The organism is Bacillus sp. FSL H8-0545, from assembly GCF_038006105.1.
Lineage (GTDB): Bacteria > Bacillota > Bacilli > Bacillales > Bacillaceae_G > Bacillus_A > Bacillus_A cereus_U.
In genome coordinates, this window is record NZ_JBBOUO010000001.1 from 1,015,978 (window position 1) to 1,031,685 (window position 15,708).

The window sequence follows — 15,708 nt, forward strand, 5'->3', positions numbered from 1 at the left end:
AGGAGATTGGCTGTATGAAAAAGAAAATTGGTTTGCTTGTAATGGCATACGGAACGCCATATAAAGAAGAAGATATTGAACGTTACTATACACATATTCGCAGAGGAAGAAAGCCAAGTCCTGAAATGCTAGAAGATTTAACAGAGCGTTACCGTGCAATTGGTGGTATTTCCCCTTTAGCTACTATTACATTAGAGCAAGCTAAAAAGTTAGAGACGCGTTTAAATGAAATGCAAGATGAAGTAGAGTACCACATGTATCTTGGTTTAAAACATATTGAACCGTTCATTGAAGATGCAGTACAAGCTATGCATAAAGATGGAATAGAAGATGCAATTGCACTCGTTCTTGCCCCTCACTATTCTACTTTTAGTGTGAAGTCGTATGTAGGACGAGCGCAAGAAGAAGCAGAAAAACTTGGAAACTTAACAATTCACGGCATCGATAGCTGGTATAAAGAACCGAAATTTATTCAGTATTGGGTTGATGCAGTGAAAGGTATATATAACGGTATGTCAGAAGCAGAACGTGAAAAAGCTGTGTTAATCGTAGCTGCACATAGCTTACCAGAAAAAATTATCGCACTCGGCGATCCATATCCAGATCAATTAAATGAAACAGCTGACTATATTGCACGCGGTGCTGAAGTAGCAAATTATGCAGTTGGCTGGCAAAGTGCCGGAAATACACCAGATCCTTGGATTGGTCCAGATGTACAAGATTTAACGAGAGAACTAAATGAAAAGTACGGATACAGTTCATTCGTATATGCACCAGTTGGATTTGTTGCGGAACATTTAGAAGTTTTATATGACAATGACTTTGAGTGTAAAGTTGTAACGGATGAAATTGGCGCGAAATATTATCGTCCAGAAATGCCAAACGCATCGGACGCATTTATCGACTGTTTAGCAGATGTTGTATTAAAGAAAAAAGAATCTGTAATGTAAGTAGAAAGGGGGAGCTTACTTGAGGAAAAAAGTTGTGATCATCGGCGGTGGCATCACAGGATTAACAACAATGTATAACTTACAAAAAGAAATTCGTGAAAAAAACTTGCCGATAGATGCATTGCTTATAGAAGCGTCCGGTAAACTTGGCGGGAAAATTCAAACCGTTCAAAAAGATGGATTTACAATTGAACGTGGCCCTGATTCTTTCTTAGCAAGAAAAGAGAGCGCAGCTAAATTAGTGAAAGAATTAGGACTTGATGCTGAACTTGTAAATAATGCGACCGGTCAATCGTTCGTTCTCGTAAACAATCGGTTACATAAAATGCCGAGCGGTTCAATGATGGGAATTCCAACGCAAATTACGCCGTTTCTATTTTCCGGATTGTTCTCCCCAATTGGTAAACTAAGAGCTGGTTTTGATCTGTTAATGCCTAGATCAAAGCCAGTATCTGACCAATCACTCGGGCAGTTTTTCAGGCATCGCCTTGGAAATGAAGTCGTTGAAAATTTAATTGAGCCATTATTATCTGGTATTTATGCAGGGGATATTGATGAAATGAGTTTAATGTCAACATTCCCTCAAATTTATCAAATTGAACAGGAGCATCGTAGCATTTCACTCGGTATGCGTACGCTCGCTCCAAAGCAAGAGAAGGCTGAATTGAAAAAGGGAATCTTTAAAACTGTGAAAAACGGTTTAGAATCTATAGTGGAATCTCTTGAAGTGAAGATTCCTAATGATATGGTAATGAAGGGAACTCGTATTGAAAAAGTTGCAAAACTTGGTGATAGTTATACGATTACTCTTAGTAACGGAAAAGAAATGGAAGCAGACGCGATTGTAGTTACAGCACCGCATAAAATATTGCCGTCTATGTTTGCGCAGTACAAGCAGTTTCGTTTCTTCCGTAACATTCCGTCTACATCAGTTGCAAACGTGGCACTTGCTTTCCCGAAGTCTGCAATTCAGCGTGATATTGATGGTACGGGATTTGTCGTATCAAGAAATAGTGATTACACGATTACAGCGTGTACGTGGACACATAAAAAATGGCCGCATACAACGCCAGAAGGAAAGGCACTTCTTCGTTGTTACGTTGGACGACCTGGTGATGAAGCGATTGTTGAACAAACTGACGAAGAAATTGTGCAGCTTGTATTAGAGGACTTACAAAAGACAATGGATATTACAGAGGATCCAGATTTTACAATTGTAAGCCGCTGGAAAGAAGCGATGCCTCAATATACAGTTGGCCATAAAGAGCGAATGAAAAAGCTCACAACATTTATGGAGAATGAGTTGCCAGGTGTGTATTTGGCAGGTAGTTCTTACGCTGGTTCTGGTCTTCCGGCTTGTATTGAGCAAGGTGAGTTAGCGGTGAAACGTGTGTTATCTCATTTAGAGAAAGAAATGGAAACCGAATTAGTCGCACATTAAAATAGTTCAAGCAAAACGCCTTTAATTATATTGAAGGCGTTTTGTTTATTGGATAAAATACCTGTTAGTCAATAAACCTATATAAGTTATTTTGTATTATAGTTTGAAAAGTTGTAAATTAAATGAATTTTGTGTAAAAGTTGTCGAAATATAGTTCTATATAACGAATCATTTGATATGATAGAAATGTTGAGAAAATATGAAATAGGGAGAGGGAGATGGCTGTGAAGAAATTATTAAGTGTCTTTTTATCATTGATGTTATTGCTTTCATTTACTGGAACTTTAGCGCAGGCGGAAGAAACTACTTCTATGTCAGTAGAAAAAGCAATTCAAGTATTTAAGCAGCAAGGGAAAACGAAGGGGATAGTGGAAGGATATATCGTTGGGTATACGCAAAGTCCTTCTAAATACACGAAAGATCCGGCTAAGTTTGACGACACAAACGTGGCAATTGCCGATTCGCCAAACGAAACGAATCCAGACAAGATTATGCCTGTTCAGTTGCCAAAAGGCGATGTGAGATCGGCTGTAAATGTGAAAGACCATCCTGAAAATATCGGGAAGAAAGTTAGGTTAACAGGGACGCTTGAGTTATATTTCGGTAGCCCAGGTTTAAAATCAGTAACAGCTCATAAGTTTTACGGAGAAGAACAAAACCGCGTTAGCGATGTAGTGGCATCACCAAATGGCGGGGAAGTTGCAAAAGGGACAGCGGTAACATTAACAACGAATACAGAAGGAGCAACAATCTACTATACGTTGGATGGCTCTAATCCTACAAATAAAAGCGTTCGTTATAACGGACAAATTGTAGTGAATGAAAATAGTGTAGTGAAAGCAATCGCAGAAAAAGAAGGGCTTACTTCTTCAGCGATTTCAACATTTTCATTTATTATCGTAAACAATGAACCAGTTCGTATTCATGATATTCAAGGGAAATCACATATTTCTCCTTACAATGGGAAGAAAGTAAACAATGTGGAAGGCGTTGTAACAGCGCTTGATAAAAACGGTTTTTATATAGAAGATAATCAGCCGGATAATGATCCAGCTACTTCAGAAGGTATGTACGTATACAAAAAAGATGCGAATGTAGCGGTAGGAGACCTTGTCCAAGTTGATGGAGAAGTAGAAGAATATGTTGGGCCTGGATATGCAGAACGCTTTGAAACAGACTTAACGACGACAGAAATTAAAGCGAGTCGCATTGGTGTAATCGCAAAAGATCAGACTTTACCAGAAGCGATTGTATTAGGAGAAACCGGAGTGAAAATCCCAGATCAAATTATTGATAATGATGGATTTGGTCTATTTGATCCGAACGAAGATGCAATTGATTTTTATGAGAGTGTAGAAGGCATGCGCGTTACGATGCCAACACCAAAAATTATCGCTCCTCAGAAAAATGGTAACTTATATGTAACAGTAGAAAATGGTGGGGATAAAGTTATAACGAAGTATGGCACACCGCTATTAGATAAAGAGCAATTAAACCCAGAGCGTCTTTCTGTAAAAGTACCTCGTGATTATGTCGCGAAAGTAGGAGATACGTTCACTGGTAATATAACAGGCGTAGTAGGATATGACTACGGTGCGTTCCGCATTTCGCCAGTAACGGAATTACCATCTGTAGTAGACGGTGGGTTTAAGCAAGTAGGGGCAAATATTCAGCCGCGTCTTGATAAGTTAACAGTTGCTACATATAACATTGAAAACTTCTCGGCGAATAAGAAAGAAACAACAGATGAAAAAGTAAAAGCGTTGGCGTATTCTATTAAATACAATTTAAAAATGCCAGATATTATCGGTGTAGAGGAAATGCAAGATAATAACGGATCGATTAATGACGGTACAACAGATGCTTCATTAAGCGCAAAACGTATCATTGATGCAGTGGTAGAAATTCGTGGTCCGAAGTATGAGTATGTAGAAATCGCTCCAAACAACAATCAAGACGGAGGAGCACCAGGAGCTAACATTCGCGTCGGTTTCTTCTATAACCCATCACGCGTGAAATTAGCAGCAGTACCGAAGTTACTTGATAAAAATGTTGTTCGTATCGGAGACGAAAATTCATTATTTGAAAGTACACGTAAACCGTTAGCGGCAGAATTTACGTTCCAAGGACAAAACGTTGTTGTCGTTGCAAATCACTTAAACTCCAAAATAGGAGATGCAACGCCATTTGGAAAAGTACAGCCGCTCGTATTAAAGAGTGAAGAAAAACGAGTTCAATTAGCACAAGAAGTGAATCATTTCGTACAAGATATTCAGAAAAAGAATACGAATGCGCCAGTTGTTGTATTAGGTGATATGAATGACTTTGAATTCTCTAAACCTTTAGAAGCACTAGAGGGAACGATATTAAAAGATATGTTAAACACAGTGCCGAAAGAGAATCGTTACACGTACATTCATGAAGGTAACGCACAAGTGCTAGATCATATTTTAGTAACAAATAACATTGTACAGCACACAATTGTAGACCCAGTACACTTAAACTCAAACATTATGAAAGAACATGGACGTGTAAGTGACCACGATCCAGTACTTGCTCAAATTGATTTGAAGAAGGCTTCTTAAAGTAGGGGAACGCTTAGGTAACTAAGCGTTCTTTTTTGTTTTTACATCGTCATATAATTATGAAGATAGAATTCCTTTTTTTGTAATATGGTGATAAAATTAATTGAATATTTAGTTTTCGGAAGGGGGGCTAAAGATGCAAGCGCTAATAAGTGGGAAATTAATGAATCAAATCGCAATCTTTTTTAGTAGTATCGTCATGATTCAGTTTATAGCCGAGATAACAGGACTTACACAGAATTTAGATATTACGTATAACCTAATAAATACAGCAAGTTCTTATATAACATTTAGTTTGGCAGTCATTTTTACTTTAATAGGAGCAAGAAGAGAATTGAGTAAATATGCAATTATTTCATTATGTTTAGTGGTAGCTATTAAAGCAATTTACTTTGCGGCTGTTGTTATTTTGTGGGGATTGGCTGGTACGCCGTAAATGAATATAAAAAACCTAATTTCCAAGATAAAATGTGGAAATTAGGTTTTTTATGCTTGAAACGCTTTTCTACACCGATCTCTTCTTTGCAGTCTTCTTCTATATTTTTTTCTATCGCGCTTTACTCCTTGTATATACATGAATAAGCTAACGAGGAGGAAGAAGGTACATTGTATTGTTAAAATATATGGTGACATGCCATGCAGCGGTTGCCTTGGATCATATAAATGAATAGGTGCCCCGCCTATTGTAGGGAATATCGTATTTAGCAGGATGTAAGGAATGGCGGTAGTTGCAAATGGAAATAGAAGCGCCATATAATCTTTTTGTGACCATGCAGATGCAGCAAGTCCTAAAAGAGCCATTAAACCTGCAAATAAAAAATTAATTCCGATATATACAGTAATGTAAGTGATGGGAGTATCGTAATATAAGTTTGCGAACATCCCATTATCATTTATAATGCCTGAACCAGCCGTCGGTTCTCCGTCTGGAATGGTTAATTTGCAAAATAATAATGATAAGATGAATGGAAACGTATAAAGAGTCCCTCCGCAAAAAAATGTAACGATATATTTCATTACTGAATAAGGAAATATAGCAATTTCTTTACTGACAAACGGTTTAAAACCATCTGATTTATCCGAGTTGTAACTTGTACTAAAGGGAAGGCTCGCAATAACTGGCATTAATAACAAATAAACATCCATTTCATTGCCACGAAATCCAATCCATTTAATATCCGTTGATATAGGTCCATTCGCAGCATCTCCTAAATAACGAATTACATAATAATAATGATAAATACAAATAAGAACGAATCCACTAAACATAATAATTAAAGAAACACGATTACAAAAAGCTTGCTTTATATTTAAACGAAGCGCACGCATCATGACTAAAAAAGCCTCCACTATTTTGATAAACTTGTCTATTTTCTATATTACTATTAATTGTAAACATTTTCTTGTTTTTTTATTTGATTATTAGAAAAAGAGGAATTTTTGTATTGTTAGGTAAGGTTTAACTTTAGAAGAAGATTGTCAGAGTGAAAGGAAAAGAGAGGACATATTGAATTCTAGTTTAGACAAAATTGCGCTTTCTACGCTGAAATAAGAAAAAGGTGTTCATAAAAATTATATCTGAAGAACATCTTTTCCTTTCCCCTTTTTTTCTGATACACTATGACAGTATTATATAGATTGACTGGAATTTTTTTAAACTGGGAATAACTAAAAAGAGAACTTGTATAGAATGTAAGCGTGTGGTAATATCAAAGATGTACTGATTGACTATATTGTCCGATTGGTCATTTTTGGAGGTGATGATGTGGCGATGGATCGAAAACGTTCTATTATTGAAGCTGCAACAAAGTCTTTTTCAGCATTCGGTTATAAGGCGACGACGATGGATCAAGTTGCGAAGTTAGCGAATGTAGGAAAAGGAACAATTTATACTTTTTTCAAAAATAAAGAAGAACTATTTGGCGAAATTATTTCTAATTTAATTACAGAAATGAAGCAAGTCGCAAAAGACGCAATTCGTTCAGATATTTCATTTTTTGAAAATGTACATAGAGCATTATATAGTATATTAGAATTTAGAAAAGAACATCAGCTCATGATTAAACTAATTCAAGAAGAGCGTGATATGGGAACGAAAGAAGTACAAGAAGTGATGCAACAAGTAGATGTGGAAATCATTTCTGTCATTCAATCTTATTTAGAGATTGCGATTGAAAAAGGTGAGATTAGCAAATGTGATCCAGAAATTACAGCATTTATTATGCTTCGCCTATACGTATCGCTTATTTTTGATTGGGAAAAAAATCATGAACCGTTAGAAAAAGAAAAGATCTCGGAATTATTCGAACTTTATTTACTAAAAGGATTGTCAAATTAAGATAATCCTTTTAATATTATAAAAAATGACTAATTGAACGAATTGGTCATTTATATGAGGAGGGTGGTTAAATAGTATAATCAAGTAGTTGAAAATGTGCATAGTATAAATTCGGGGATAAGGCATATGCATGAACAGATATAGCCTTTTTATTTGGTAAAAAATGACTAAATAGACATTTTGGTCATTTTTGAAAAGGGGGATAAATTATGAAATGGCATAAGTTGCTTAGTAAAGAATTTGCAGAGATTATAAAAAGTAAAAAAATATTAATCCCAATCATTGCGGTTTTATTTGTACCGATTTTATATGCGGGTATGTTTTTATGGGCCTTTTGGGATCCGTATGAGCAGCTAGATGACTTGCCAGTTGCGGTAGTCAATTTAGATAAAGGTGCAGAACTTGATGGGAAACCAATTGAGGTCGGGAAAGGGCTCGTTGATAACTTAAAAGATAATAAAAGTTTTAAATGGGAATTTGTAAGTGAAAAAGAAGCGAAAGAGGGAATGGAAGGCAGAAAGTATTACATGTTAGTACGTATTCCAGATGACTTCTCAAGTAACGCTACAACGTTATTACAAGACGATCCGAAACCATTAAACTTAGAATATATTCCAAATGAAAGTTTAAACTTCTTATCTTCACAAATTGGCGGAACAGCAATTGAAAAAATTAAAGGTGAAGTATCAAGCACGTTAACGAAAACATATGCAGAGAAAATGTTTGATTCCATTAAAGACGTATCAAAAGGATTAGCAGATGGAGCGGACGGAGCAAATAAGTTACATGATGGAGCTAGTGAGTTGCATGATGGATCAAGTAAAGTGACGGATGGACTCTATACGCTGCAAGGGAAGTCAGGAGAAATGAAGGATGGAGTTGGGAAGTTATTAGATGGATCTGGTCAGGTAACAGATGGATTGCATATGTTGCAAGGAAAGTCTGGAGAAATGACAACAGGTATTAATAAATTGTTAGATGGATCTGGAAAGGTGACAGATGGATCAAGTCAAGTAACGAATGGTTTAAATATGTTAAACAGTAAAACCGGAGAAATGAAGATTGGAATTACTGAATTGTTAAATGGAGCAGGACAGCTTTACGGTGGTTCTAGTCAAGTTAATAGTGGATTAAATGTGCTAGTTAATAAATCGGGCGAGTTACAAAAAGGGATAGGTAATCTGTCTGATGGCTCAGGTCAATTATATGGTGGTTTAAAAAAATTAGAGAGTAAATCTATTGAATTAAACGATGGTTTGCAAAGGGCTGCTACAGGTTCTAGCGAGTTAGAAAAAGGTATAGTCAAATTTTCGAGCGGCGTAGAAAACCTTGATGGTGCAAACGGTCAACTAGAAGAAGGGGCGAAAAAAATTCAGAAAGATTTGCAAAATTTAAGTGATCAAGCACAAAGTGTTGTAACTGGTCAATCAAATGTACAGAAATCGTCAAATACAGTACAACAAGTAAATACAGAGATAAATAAAGCAGTGGAAAGTGTTGGGAAACTGAAAGAAGATTCTCTATCTAATGCAGATAGTGTAAATCAAACAACAAAAGATGTGGCAGCCTTGAAAGAACAAATTGCAAGTCTACCACAAGAATATCAAGATAAGTTAGAACCATTTATAGTAAACGTTCAGAAAGGTACAGAGACAGTTCAAAAAAAATCAACAGAATTTGTAGGTACAACAAGTACAGTACATAAAAATGTATCACAGTTAAAAAGTGTAATGAACGAGGAGAGAGATGGAGTACAAACAAAAGTATCAACTCCAGAAAGTCTAAATGGTTTAGTAGATGGTATTGAAAAAGTAACAAAAGAGCAAACGAAATTCATTAGTGGTTTCCAAGAATTTGGTAAAGGATTAGGGGAGGCGAAATTCGGAGCAAAAGCAGCAGCAGAGAGAAGTAAAGAATTAAGTACTGGTATTAGTAAAATGGCGGGAAATGGGCCGGAACTTGTAAGTGGAGTTAATGAATTAATAAATGGAGCGGGTAAGCTAAATAATGGTTTAGGTGAATTATCTACAGGATCCAATCAATTAATTACAGGTGTAAATCAATTAGCGGATGGCTCTGGAAAAGTGACAAGTGGTTTAGGTGAACTAAATGGTGGCTTAGGTGAATTATCTAATGGCGCCAATCAAATGGCAGGGGGGATAAATCAGTTAGCGGGAGGGGCTAGCCAAGTAACAAATGGATCAGGTCAAGTAACAGCAGGTTTAGGAACATTATCAGGTGGAACAGGACAATTAGTTGATGGAGTAAACAAATTAGCATCTGGTTCAGGCCAAGTAACAACAGGCTTAGGGGCATTATCAACTGGCTCAACCCAGCTAATCGATGGAGTAAATAAACTAACAGACGGTTCAGGAAAAGTGACAGATGGACTCGTAAAGGTAAATGATGGATCAGGTACACTTGCTGAGAAACTTGGTGAAGGCGCAGAAAAAACAGGAGAAGTAAAAGGAACGGATAAAACGTATGATATGTTTGCAAGCCCAGTAAAAGTGAAGGTGGAGAAAATAGCGGAAGTTCCAAACTACGGAACAGGATTTACACCGTATTTCTTATCGCTCGGTTTATTCGTTGGGGCATTACTATTATCTATCGTATACCCATTACGCGATACAGTAGGTGTTCCGAAATCAGGATTCAGCTGGTTTATTAGTAAGTTTGGCGTTTTATTATCAGTCGGTATTATTCAAGCAATAGTAGCAGATGTCATATTACTATTCGGATTAGGTGTAGAAGTACAAAGCATTCCATACTTCATACTCTTTAGCATTATTACAAGTTTAGCATTCATTGCATTAATTCAATGTTTAGTAACAGCATTCGGTGATGCGGGCCGTTTCATTGCGATCTTAACATTAATTATGCAGCTTACAACTAGTGCTGGAACATTCCCGCTAGAGTTGATTCCGAAGTATTTACAACCCTTTAATGCTTGGCTACCGATGACATACTCTGTATCAGGGTTTAAAGCAGTCGTATCAAGCGGTGATTTTAACTTCATGTGGCAAAATATAGGGATACTCATGATCTTTATCGTTGTATTATCACTTGGAACAATCGCTTCATTAACTTGGATGCACAAACGACAATTTAGAAATATTGCTGAAAATCAATCACTTGAAGCGTAAATAAAAAAGCACCGAAATGGTGCTTTTTTATTTATCTTATTTTAATTAGAGGATTATCCTCCATACTTTTGCTGTAGTTCTTTATTTTTAGTGAGCACACTTTCAAATTTTTCTTCATGTCCTTTTGGGAAGAGGACGCCTAAACCGTACGAATGTGAAAATTCTAGATGAGGGTATTGTGCTTTTAAAGTATCCCATAATAGATGTACACCAAACCCATTTTCGAAGACGGCTATATCATGAAATAAAATAATACCGTTCTTTTTAAGTTTTGGTAACCATGTAACATAATCGTGTGAGACCGCCTCAAACGTATGAAACCCATCGATATGTAATAAATCGATGCTTTCATCTTCAAATTGATTTAAAGCATCATCAAATGTAGAACGAATCGTTTTTCCGATTCCTGGATAACACGTGTCCAGCACACTTGTTACGGTTTCGAATACATTTTCTCCATAGTAACCACCGTGTGGATCTCCTTGCCAAGTATCAATTGCAGTACATTGTGTCGGGAGTTGTTCATCTTTAACAGCCTGACAAAAACTGTAGAAGGAAGATCCATAATATGTTCCTAATTCTACTAGTGTATTAGGTTTGAAAAATGTAACGAGATCGTAAGCAAACTTGTTATGCCCAGCCCATGGCGAAGAAGTTCTAACAGATGGAACGACTTGATCTACTTCAAACAAAGGATCATAATAAATCCACCGCATTCATATTCCCCCTTGACTTGTAATTCATCCATGTAAATATATGTGAAAGATCATTGGATAGAACATATCACTTTTATTTAAAAATTCCTGTAGACCTACCTAAAGGAGAGGGGAATATTAAAAAAGGGATTACAAAGATTTGAATAGAATCATATACAGAAAGAGGAGGAGCTATGAGAAAAAAATTCAACTATTATTTCATACTATATCCATGCGTCTATTTCCTCGTTTTCACCATATCACCTATTTTGTTTCGCAAAGAAGAACATACTAGCGTAAAAGATACGTTAGCATTTCTTGGATTCTACTATTTCCTTATAAGCGTAGGGTATGCACTGGACCTTTTCGGTGAAAAAGACAAGGAAAAGGATAAATAATAAGGAGGAAAATAAAATGACCGAAAGCCAAATGAAATTTCGTGATACGACCATTCGTAACTTTTTCGATAAAGAGGACCGCTTAAAATCGATTCCAGGTCAAAAAAAGAAAAAACTAGTATTGTTAGAGCATTTAATTAGCAAGTTAAACGCTGAAAATCAATATACAGAAAAAGAAATTAATGCATTCATAAAACAATATCATGATGATTTTTGTACGATTAGACGAGAGTTTATCGTGAATGGGTTTATGGATCGAGAGGATAATGTGTATCGTATAAATGGGAGAGAAGTATGGAAGAAGTGGGAAGAGCTATAAATGTAATGAGAAAGGGGAATTTTCTTGCAAGCTAGTAGTCTTATGCATGAAGAACTTTCGGAAAAACCATCGATTTTGGGAATATTTACTTCGCCAACACTGCAATTCAAAAGGATGAAGAATCAAAGAAATATATTATTTCCACTAGCTCTTTTAATGGTACTTATTATAATTTCAAGTGCTTTAATGTCTTGGAATGCTTTAAACAATCCTGCACTTAGTATGTTTCATGATAAAACGGGATTTACTGTTCCAAAATACATAACTTTCTTTACCACATTTGGGATATCCGCAGTTAGTGGCATCGTAGCTATATTTTTTGCCCCTATATTCTACAAGAATATTATGATTTTTTTTGGAGTTGATATTAGCTATAAAGAAACATTCCCGGTAATTATTTATGCTTCGTTTGTATTAAGGGTAGGGATGATTTTAAACGGATTAATTACATTTTCTCTAAGTGGATATGAGATATCTTATACAGGTTTAGGTGCAATAGCGACAGATAATATGATTCTACATACAATCGCTCAAAGAATAGATATATTTAACATTTGGTATTACGTTTTATTAGGAATAGGTTTAAAAACGATTACGAATTTAAATAAAGATAAACTTATCCCTCTTATTATTGTACTTTTCGTGTTCACTAGTTTATTAGCGAGCATGGCTGGGTTTATGCAGGAAATATCTAAACCATAAAAAAAGCTGTTGGTAAATCGATATCCCTTGTTGAATCGTTGATATATTTGAAGTTACGATAGATATATTCGAAAAATCGTTAATATAATTTTATTTGCCATGATATTGTTCAGAAAAGGAGATCGCCTAGTTAGAAGTTGGACTGAGGGGATACTCCTTTTATAATTCTTTACACTAAAACTTTTTTATCCAATCTTTCTTTCTGACGAAGATGGTGTGCAAAATGCATAGAAATGAGCTGGAACCACTCTGCCGCATTTAAGTAACCAAGTCCAGGGTGCTCTACTTTACAATCATTAGGAATAGAAGTAAGTGTTGGCTCAATGTCTTTAACAACTGTAATTAATTCCAGAAAACGTTCTTGTACTTCTTCTTTGTTAGTTGGATTTTCGGGTGCATATCCCGGATGATCTGGCACTTTTATTTGTATGTCAGGAAAAGCCCCCATTATATATACTTTTTCACCCATATCCGTTTTTTTGTTAGTTACAGAGGGCATTTCAGTTCTACATTTTGCGATTGCATCTAACTGCATATATGTAGCCGAAAGTAAATGATTATACATTTGACCAAGAGACCATTCTTCTGTAGAAGGTTTCGTTCTAAATTGTTCGAGAGAGTATTTTTCTAATTCCTCTATGTAATACGTTGCTAAATCCTCAAATTTGTTCATATTGTTATCCCCTTTTTAAGAAAATGTATTTGTTAATACCTACAATAAAGGAGGGCTACTGACAACATTATGTCAGTAGTAAAATAAAAAATTAAAGTTTTAACATTTTTTTTACTTCATCATATATTTTCTCAGAAAGAATTTTTGGCTCTAGTACTTGTACTTGGCTACCCCAGCTTAATATCCATTGAAAGACTTCATCTATATTTCTTGATTTCAAAAAGACATGAAAACCATTATCCTGATGCTCGTATGAATCTATAAAAAAGTATCGTGATTCAATAATTTTATGTGCAATATGGGATGGAAATAATAAATGAATCGTAACAGTACGATTGTTTTCAGGTTGATAGTCTTGTAAAGAAAAGTCCTTCGGTTTTGTAAAGAATTCTTGTTCTTGCTGTAATGTATCCATACGGTCTAAACGAAAATTACGTATTTGTTTTCGCAGTAAGCAATGAGCAACGATGTACCAAATTCCTGAAATATTGACTAAACCGTAAGGATGAACGGTCCGATTTATTTTTGTAGTTTCTCTTGGTTTACGATAAGAAAAAGAGATAGCTTGTTCTTTTTGAATAGATTCTTGCAATAAGAAAAGTTGGTTTTCTAGTTGTTCTCGCTCGGGTTGCTGATGAGAAAATATAGGAGAAAGGAAACGGAAAGTTCCTCGCAGCTCTTCAACTTTCTTTTTTTGATCAGTAGAGAGGACAACCTCAAGTTTCTCTTTTGCCGATTGCGCATGTACAGAAAAAGAAGAATTGAAAGTTTTCTCAATATAATCACCGCCTAATAAAAGAGTAACAGCCTCTTCAGGTGTAAGTTGAATGGGTGGTAAGAAATAACCATCCATTAATGAATAACCGTGACCAGGCATTGCGAAAAGCGGGACGCCAGATTCACTAAGTGCATCCATATCTCGATAAATAGTGCGTATACTTGTCTCGAATTTTTCAGCTAAGCTTTGTGCTGTAACGGTTTGTTTTCTTTGTAATTCAATTAATATAGCTAATAAACGATCCGTCCGATTCATGAAATATCATCCTTTATTTTATAAATATTCTTATTGTGAAATTCTAAAAGTAGTGTGTAATTCCCTGCCATTAACAGACTTTTCCCTATGTATAATATTAATATAGTAAAATCATAAGAACCTATATTGCAGTTTCCAATAATATACTATATAATCAGGATAAGAAAACGTTTTCATGCAAAGGGGGAAAATTTCGTGTCGACTATCGAGGACGTGGCGAAATTAGCGGGGTTATCAAGGACAACGGTTTCTAGGGTGATCAATAATCATCCATATGTTTCAGATGAGAAGAAGAAAAGGGTTCAATTAGCAATGAAGCATTTAGGCTTTGTTCCTAATTCTGCGGCGAGAAGGCTTCGTAAACAAAAAACAGAAACAATTGCGGTGCTTGTTCCAAGGATTACAAATCCTTTTTTTAGTAGATTTATTGAAGCAATCGAGATTGCTGCTTCTGAACATAAATATAAACTGATTATTTGTCAAACAAGATATTTACCGGAAAAAGAGATGGAGTATTTACAATTATTATCTACGAAACAAGTAGATGGGATTATTCTATGTTCACTAGAAAATCCATGGGAAAACGTGGAGCCATACTTGCAACACGGTCCAATCGTGTTATGTAATGAATATATTGAGGAAGCAAATGTTCCAACAGTGAAATTTGATCATGCACAGGGAGCATACATAGCTGCCAATCATGTATTAGAACAGGGATATCGTAATCTTATTTTTTGCCGTGGTAACGAAACGAAAGTAGTGAGCCAACAGCGAAAAATGGGCTTTTTACGCGCTATTACTGAAAAGAGTAGAGAAGTGGAAGCAATCGATTTTCTTGAAAACGCTTTCTCTTGGGATGATGGAAAACGAATATTCCATGAAGTATTAAAGGACAAAAAAAATCCTACCGCGATTTTGGCAGGAGGCGACGAGGTTGCAGCTGGAATTATCTCAGAGGCGAAACGTCATGATTGGAGTATTCCAGAAGATCTCGCTGTTATCGGTTTTGATAATCAAATTTTAGCGCAGATTACAGAGCCAGGTATTACGACAATTGAACAGCCAATCGACGAGATGGCCCGAAAAGTTGTCGAATTAATGATGGATAAAATCCATACGAAAAATTATCGACAAAAAGAATTGTATGAGTTTGAACTGGAGCTCTTGGTGAAAGGTTCAACGATGAAGGATACGATGTTATTAGCCTAGTAGACTATGTCTGCTAGGTTTTTTTATGTTCACAAACTACTATTCTTCGTGAACGCAATCGTCACATTTGTTATGGTATGCTTCGTGTTGCTCATCAATTTCCTTCCCGCAGTGTGCACAAGTTTTCGTCGGTAAATTTCGGAAAAACTCCATTGGTTGATCAATCATGTCAATCCCTCCATTTCCATTTCTTACTATCATTGTATTAGTACAAAAAAC

General features: G+C 35.8%; 15 protein-coding genes. 10 read left to right on the plus strand and 5 right to left on the minus strand.

Annotated elements, in window-relative coordinates; translation table 11 throughout:
* Positions 1-14 precede the first annotated feature (14 nt).
* From hemH to MHI07_RS05385, 4 genes are all read left to right on the plus strand, one after another.
* Positions 15-950: a ferrochelatase gene (gene hemH, locus MHI07_RS05370; protein WP_340822376.1), complete on the plus strand. Its 936-nt coding sequence runs from the start codon at positions 15-17 to the stop codon at positions 948-950.
* 19 nt (positions 951-969) lie between these two features.
* The gene (gene hemY, locus MHI07_RS05375; protein WP_340822378.1) at positions 970-2,391 is read left to right on the plus strand and encodes a protoporphyrinogen oxidase; all 1,422 of its coding nucleotides are present in this window, start codon (positions 970-972) and stop codon (positions 2,389-2,391) included.
* Between the two features lie 218 nt (positions 2,392-2,609).
* A complete protein-coding gene (locus tag MHI07_RS05380; RefSeq protein ID WP_340822380.1) occupies positions 2,610-4,976 on the plus strand; it encodes a DUF6359 domain-containing protein in 2,367 nt (788 codons plus the stop codon).
* Between the two features lie 136 nt (positions 4,977-5,112).
* Positions 5,113-5,412 (plus strand): hypothetical protein, encoded by a 300-nt coding sequence (locus MHI07_RS05385; protein ID WP_002116837.1) that lies wholly within the window; start codon positions 5,113-5,115, stop codon positions 5,410-5,412.
* A 50-nt stretch (positions 5,413-5,462) separates the two neighbouring features.
* Here the strand turns inward: MHI07_RS05385 and MHI07_RS05390 are convergent, their stop codons facing one another.
* Positions 5,463-6,308, minus strand: a complete 846-nt coding sequence (locus tag MHI07_RS05390; RefSeq protein ID WP_078173351.1) for a hypothetical protein — start codon at positions 6,306-6,308, stop codon at positions 5,463-5,465.
* 433 nt (positions 6,309-6,741) lie between these two features.
* Between MHI07_RS05390 and MHI07_RS05395 the strand changes: the two genes are divergently transcribed.
* Both MHI07_RS05395 and MHI07_RS05400 read left to right on the plus strand, forming a co-directional pair.
* On the plus strand, positions 6,742-7,314 hold the full coding sequence (locus MHI07_RS05395; RefSeq protein ID WP_002202855.1) for a TetR/AcrR family transcriptional regulator: 573 nt from the start codon (positions 6,742-6,744) through the stop codon (positions 7,312-7,314).
* A gap of 209 nt (positions 7,315-7,523) precedes the next feature.
* Complete coding sequence (locus MHI07_RS05400) at positions 7,524-10,460, plus strand: YhgE/Pip domain-containing protein (protein WP_340822387.1); 2,937 nt, start codon at positions 7,524-7,526, stop codon at positions 10,458-10,460.
* Between the two features lie 53 nt (positions 10,461-10,513).
* On the opposite strand, the gene MHI07_RS05405 is transcribed toward MHI07_RS05400, so the two are convergent.
* A complete protein-coding gene (locus MHI07_RS05405; protein WP_340822389.1) occupies positions 10,514-11,176 on the minus strand; it encodes a class I SAM-dependent methyltransferase in 663 nt (220 codons plus the stop codon).
* A gap of 173 nt (positions 11,177-11,349) precedes the next feature.
* On the opposite strand from MHI07_RS05405, the gene MHI07_RS05410 reads away from it, so the two are divergent.
* Genes MHI07_RS05410 through MHI07_RS05420 form a run of 3 tightly spaced genes read left to right on the plus strand, consistent with a single transcriptional unit; the run spans position 11,350 to position 12,574 of the window.
* Positions 11,350-11,553, plus strand: coding sequence for a hypothetical protein (locus MHI07_RS05410; RefSeq protein ID WP_002201454.1), 204 nt, complete (start codon positions 11,350-11,352; stop codon positions 11,551-11,553).
* A 16-nt stretch (positions 11,554-11,569) separates the two neighbouring features.
* Positions 11,570-11,872 carry a DUF2087 domain-containing protein gene (locus MHI07_RS05415; RefSeq protein ID WP_340822392.1) on the plus strand — a complete coding sequence of 101 codons (303 nt, stop codon included), beginning with the start codon at positions 11,570-11,572 and terminating at the stop codon, positions 11,870-11,872.
* 24 nt (positions 11,873-11,896) lie between these two features.
* Positions 11,897-12,574, plus strand: coding sequence for a Yip1 family protein (locus MHI07_RS05420; protein WP_340822394.1), 678 nt, complete (start codon positions 11,897-11,899; stop codon positions 12,572-12,574).
* Positions 12,575-12,743: 169 nt separating this feature from the next.
* Here MHI07_RS05420 and MHI07_RS05425 read toward each other — a convergent pair whose 3' ends face one another.
* Both MHI07_RS05425 and MHI07_RS05430 read right to left on the minus strand, forming a co-directional pair.
* The gene (locus MHI07_RS05425; RefSeq protein WP_088098789.1) at positions 12,744-13,247 is read right to left on the minus strand and encodes a DinB family protein; all 504 of its coding nucleotides are present in this window, start codon (positions 13,245-13,247) and stop codon (positions 12,744-12,746) included.
* A gap of 91 nt (positions 13,248-13,338) precedes the next feature.
* Positions 13,339-14,280 carry a helix-turn-helix transcriptional regulator gene (locus MHI07_RS05430; RefSeq protein ID WP_016104118.1) on the minus strand — a complete coding sequence of 314 codons (942 nt, stop codon included), beginning with the start codon at positions 14,278-14,280 and terminating at the stop codon, positions 13,339-13,341.
* A gap of 195 nt (positions 14,281-14,475) precedes the next feature.
* Here MHI07_RS05430 and MHI07_RS05435 point away from each other — a divergent pair, with 195 nt between their 5' ends.
* On the plus strand, positions 14,476-15,489 hold the full coding sequence (locus tag MHI07_RS05435) for a LacI family DNA-binding transcriptional regulator (protein WP_002158960.1): 1,014 nt from the start codon (positions 14,476-14,478) through the stop codon (positions 15,487-15,489).
* A 39-nt stretch (positions 15,490-15,528) separates the two neighbouring features.
* Here the strand turns inward: MHI07_RS05435 and yhfH are convergent, their stop codons facing one another.
* Positions 15,529-15,657 carry a protein YhfH gene (gene yhfH, locus MHI07_RS05440; RefSeq protein WP_000567010.1) on the minus strand — a complete coding sequence of 43 codons (129 nt, stop codon included), beginning with the start codon at positions 15,655-15,657 and terminating at the stop codon, positions 15,529-15,531.
* Between the last annotated feature and the right edge of the window lie 51 nt (positions 15,658-15,708).

Bases quoted from the DNA above. Each gene is read 5' to 3' on its own strand.
- hemH (WP_340822376.1), top strand. From the start codon at position 15: ATGAAAAAGAAAATTGGTTTGCTTGTAATGGCATACGGAACGCCATAT.
- MHI07_RS05380 (WP_340822380.1), top strand. From the start codon at position 2,610: ATGGCTGTGAAGAAATTATTAAGTGTCTTTTTATCATTGATGTTATTG.
- MHI07_RS05385 (WP_002116837.1), top strand. From the start codon at position 5,113: ATGCAAGCGCTAATAAGTGGGAAATTAATGAATCAAATCGCAATCTTT.
- MHI07_RS05390 (WP_078173351.1), bottom strand. From the start codon at position 6,308: ATGATGCGTGCGCTTCGTTTAAATATAAAGCAAGCTTTTTGTAATCGT.
- MHI07_RS05400 (WP_340822387.1), top strand. From the start codon at position 7,524: ATGAAATGGCATAAGTTGCTTAGTAAAGAATTTGCAGAGATTATAAAA.
- MHI07_RS05405 (WP_340822389.1), bottom strand. From the start codon at position 11,176: ATGCGGTGGATTTATTATGATCCTTTGTTTGAAGTAGATCAAGTCGTT.
- MHI07_RS05410 (WP_002201454.1), top strand. From the start codon at position 11,350: ATGAGAAAAAAATTCAACTATTATTTCATACTATATCCATGCGTCTAT.
- MHI07_RS05415 (WP_340822392.1), top strand. From the start codon at position 11,570: ATGACCGAAAGCCAAATGAAATTTCGTGATACGACCATTCGTAACTTT.
- MHI07_RS05425 (WP_088098789.1), bottom strand. From the start codon at position 13,247: ATGAACAAATTTGAGGATTTAGCAACGTATTACATAGAGGAATTAGAA.
- MHI07_RS05430 (WP_016104118.1), bottom strand. From the start codon at position 14,280: ATGAATCGGACGGATCGTTTATTAGCTATATTAATTGAATTACAAAGA.
- yhfH (WP_000567010.1), bottom strand. From the start codon at position 15,657: ATGATTGATCAACCAATGGAGTTTTTCCGAAATTTACCGACGAAAACT.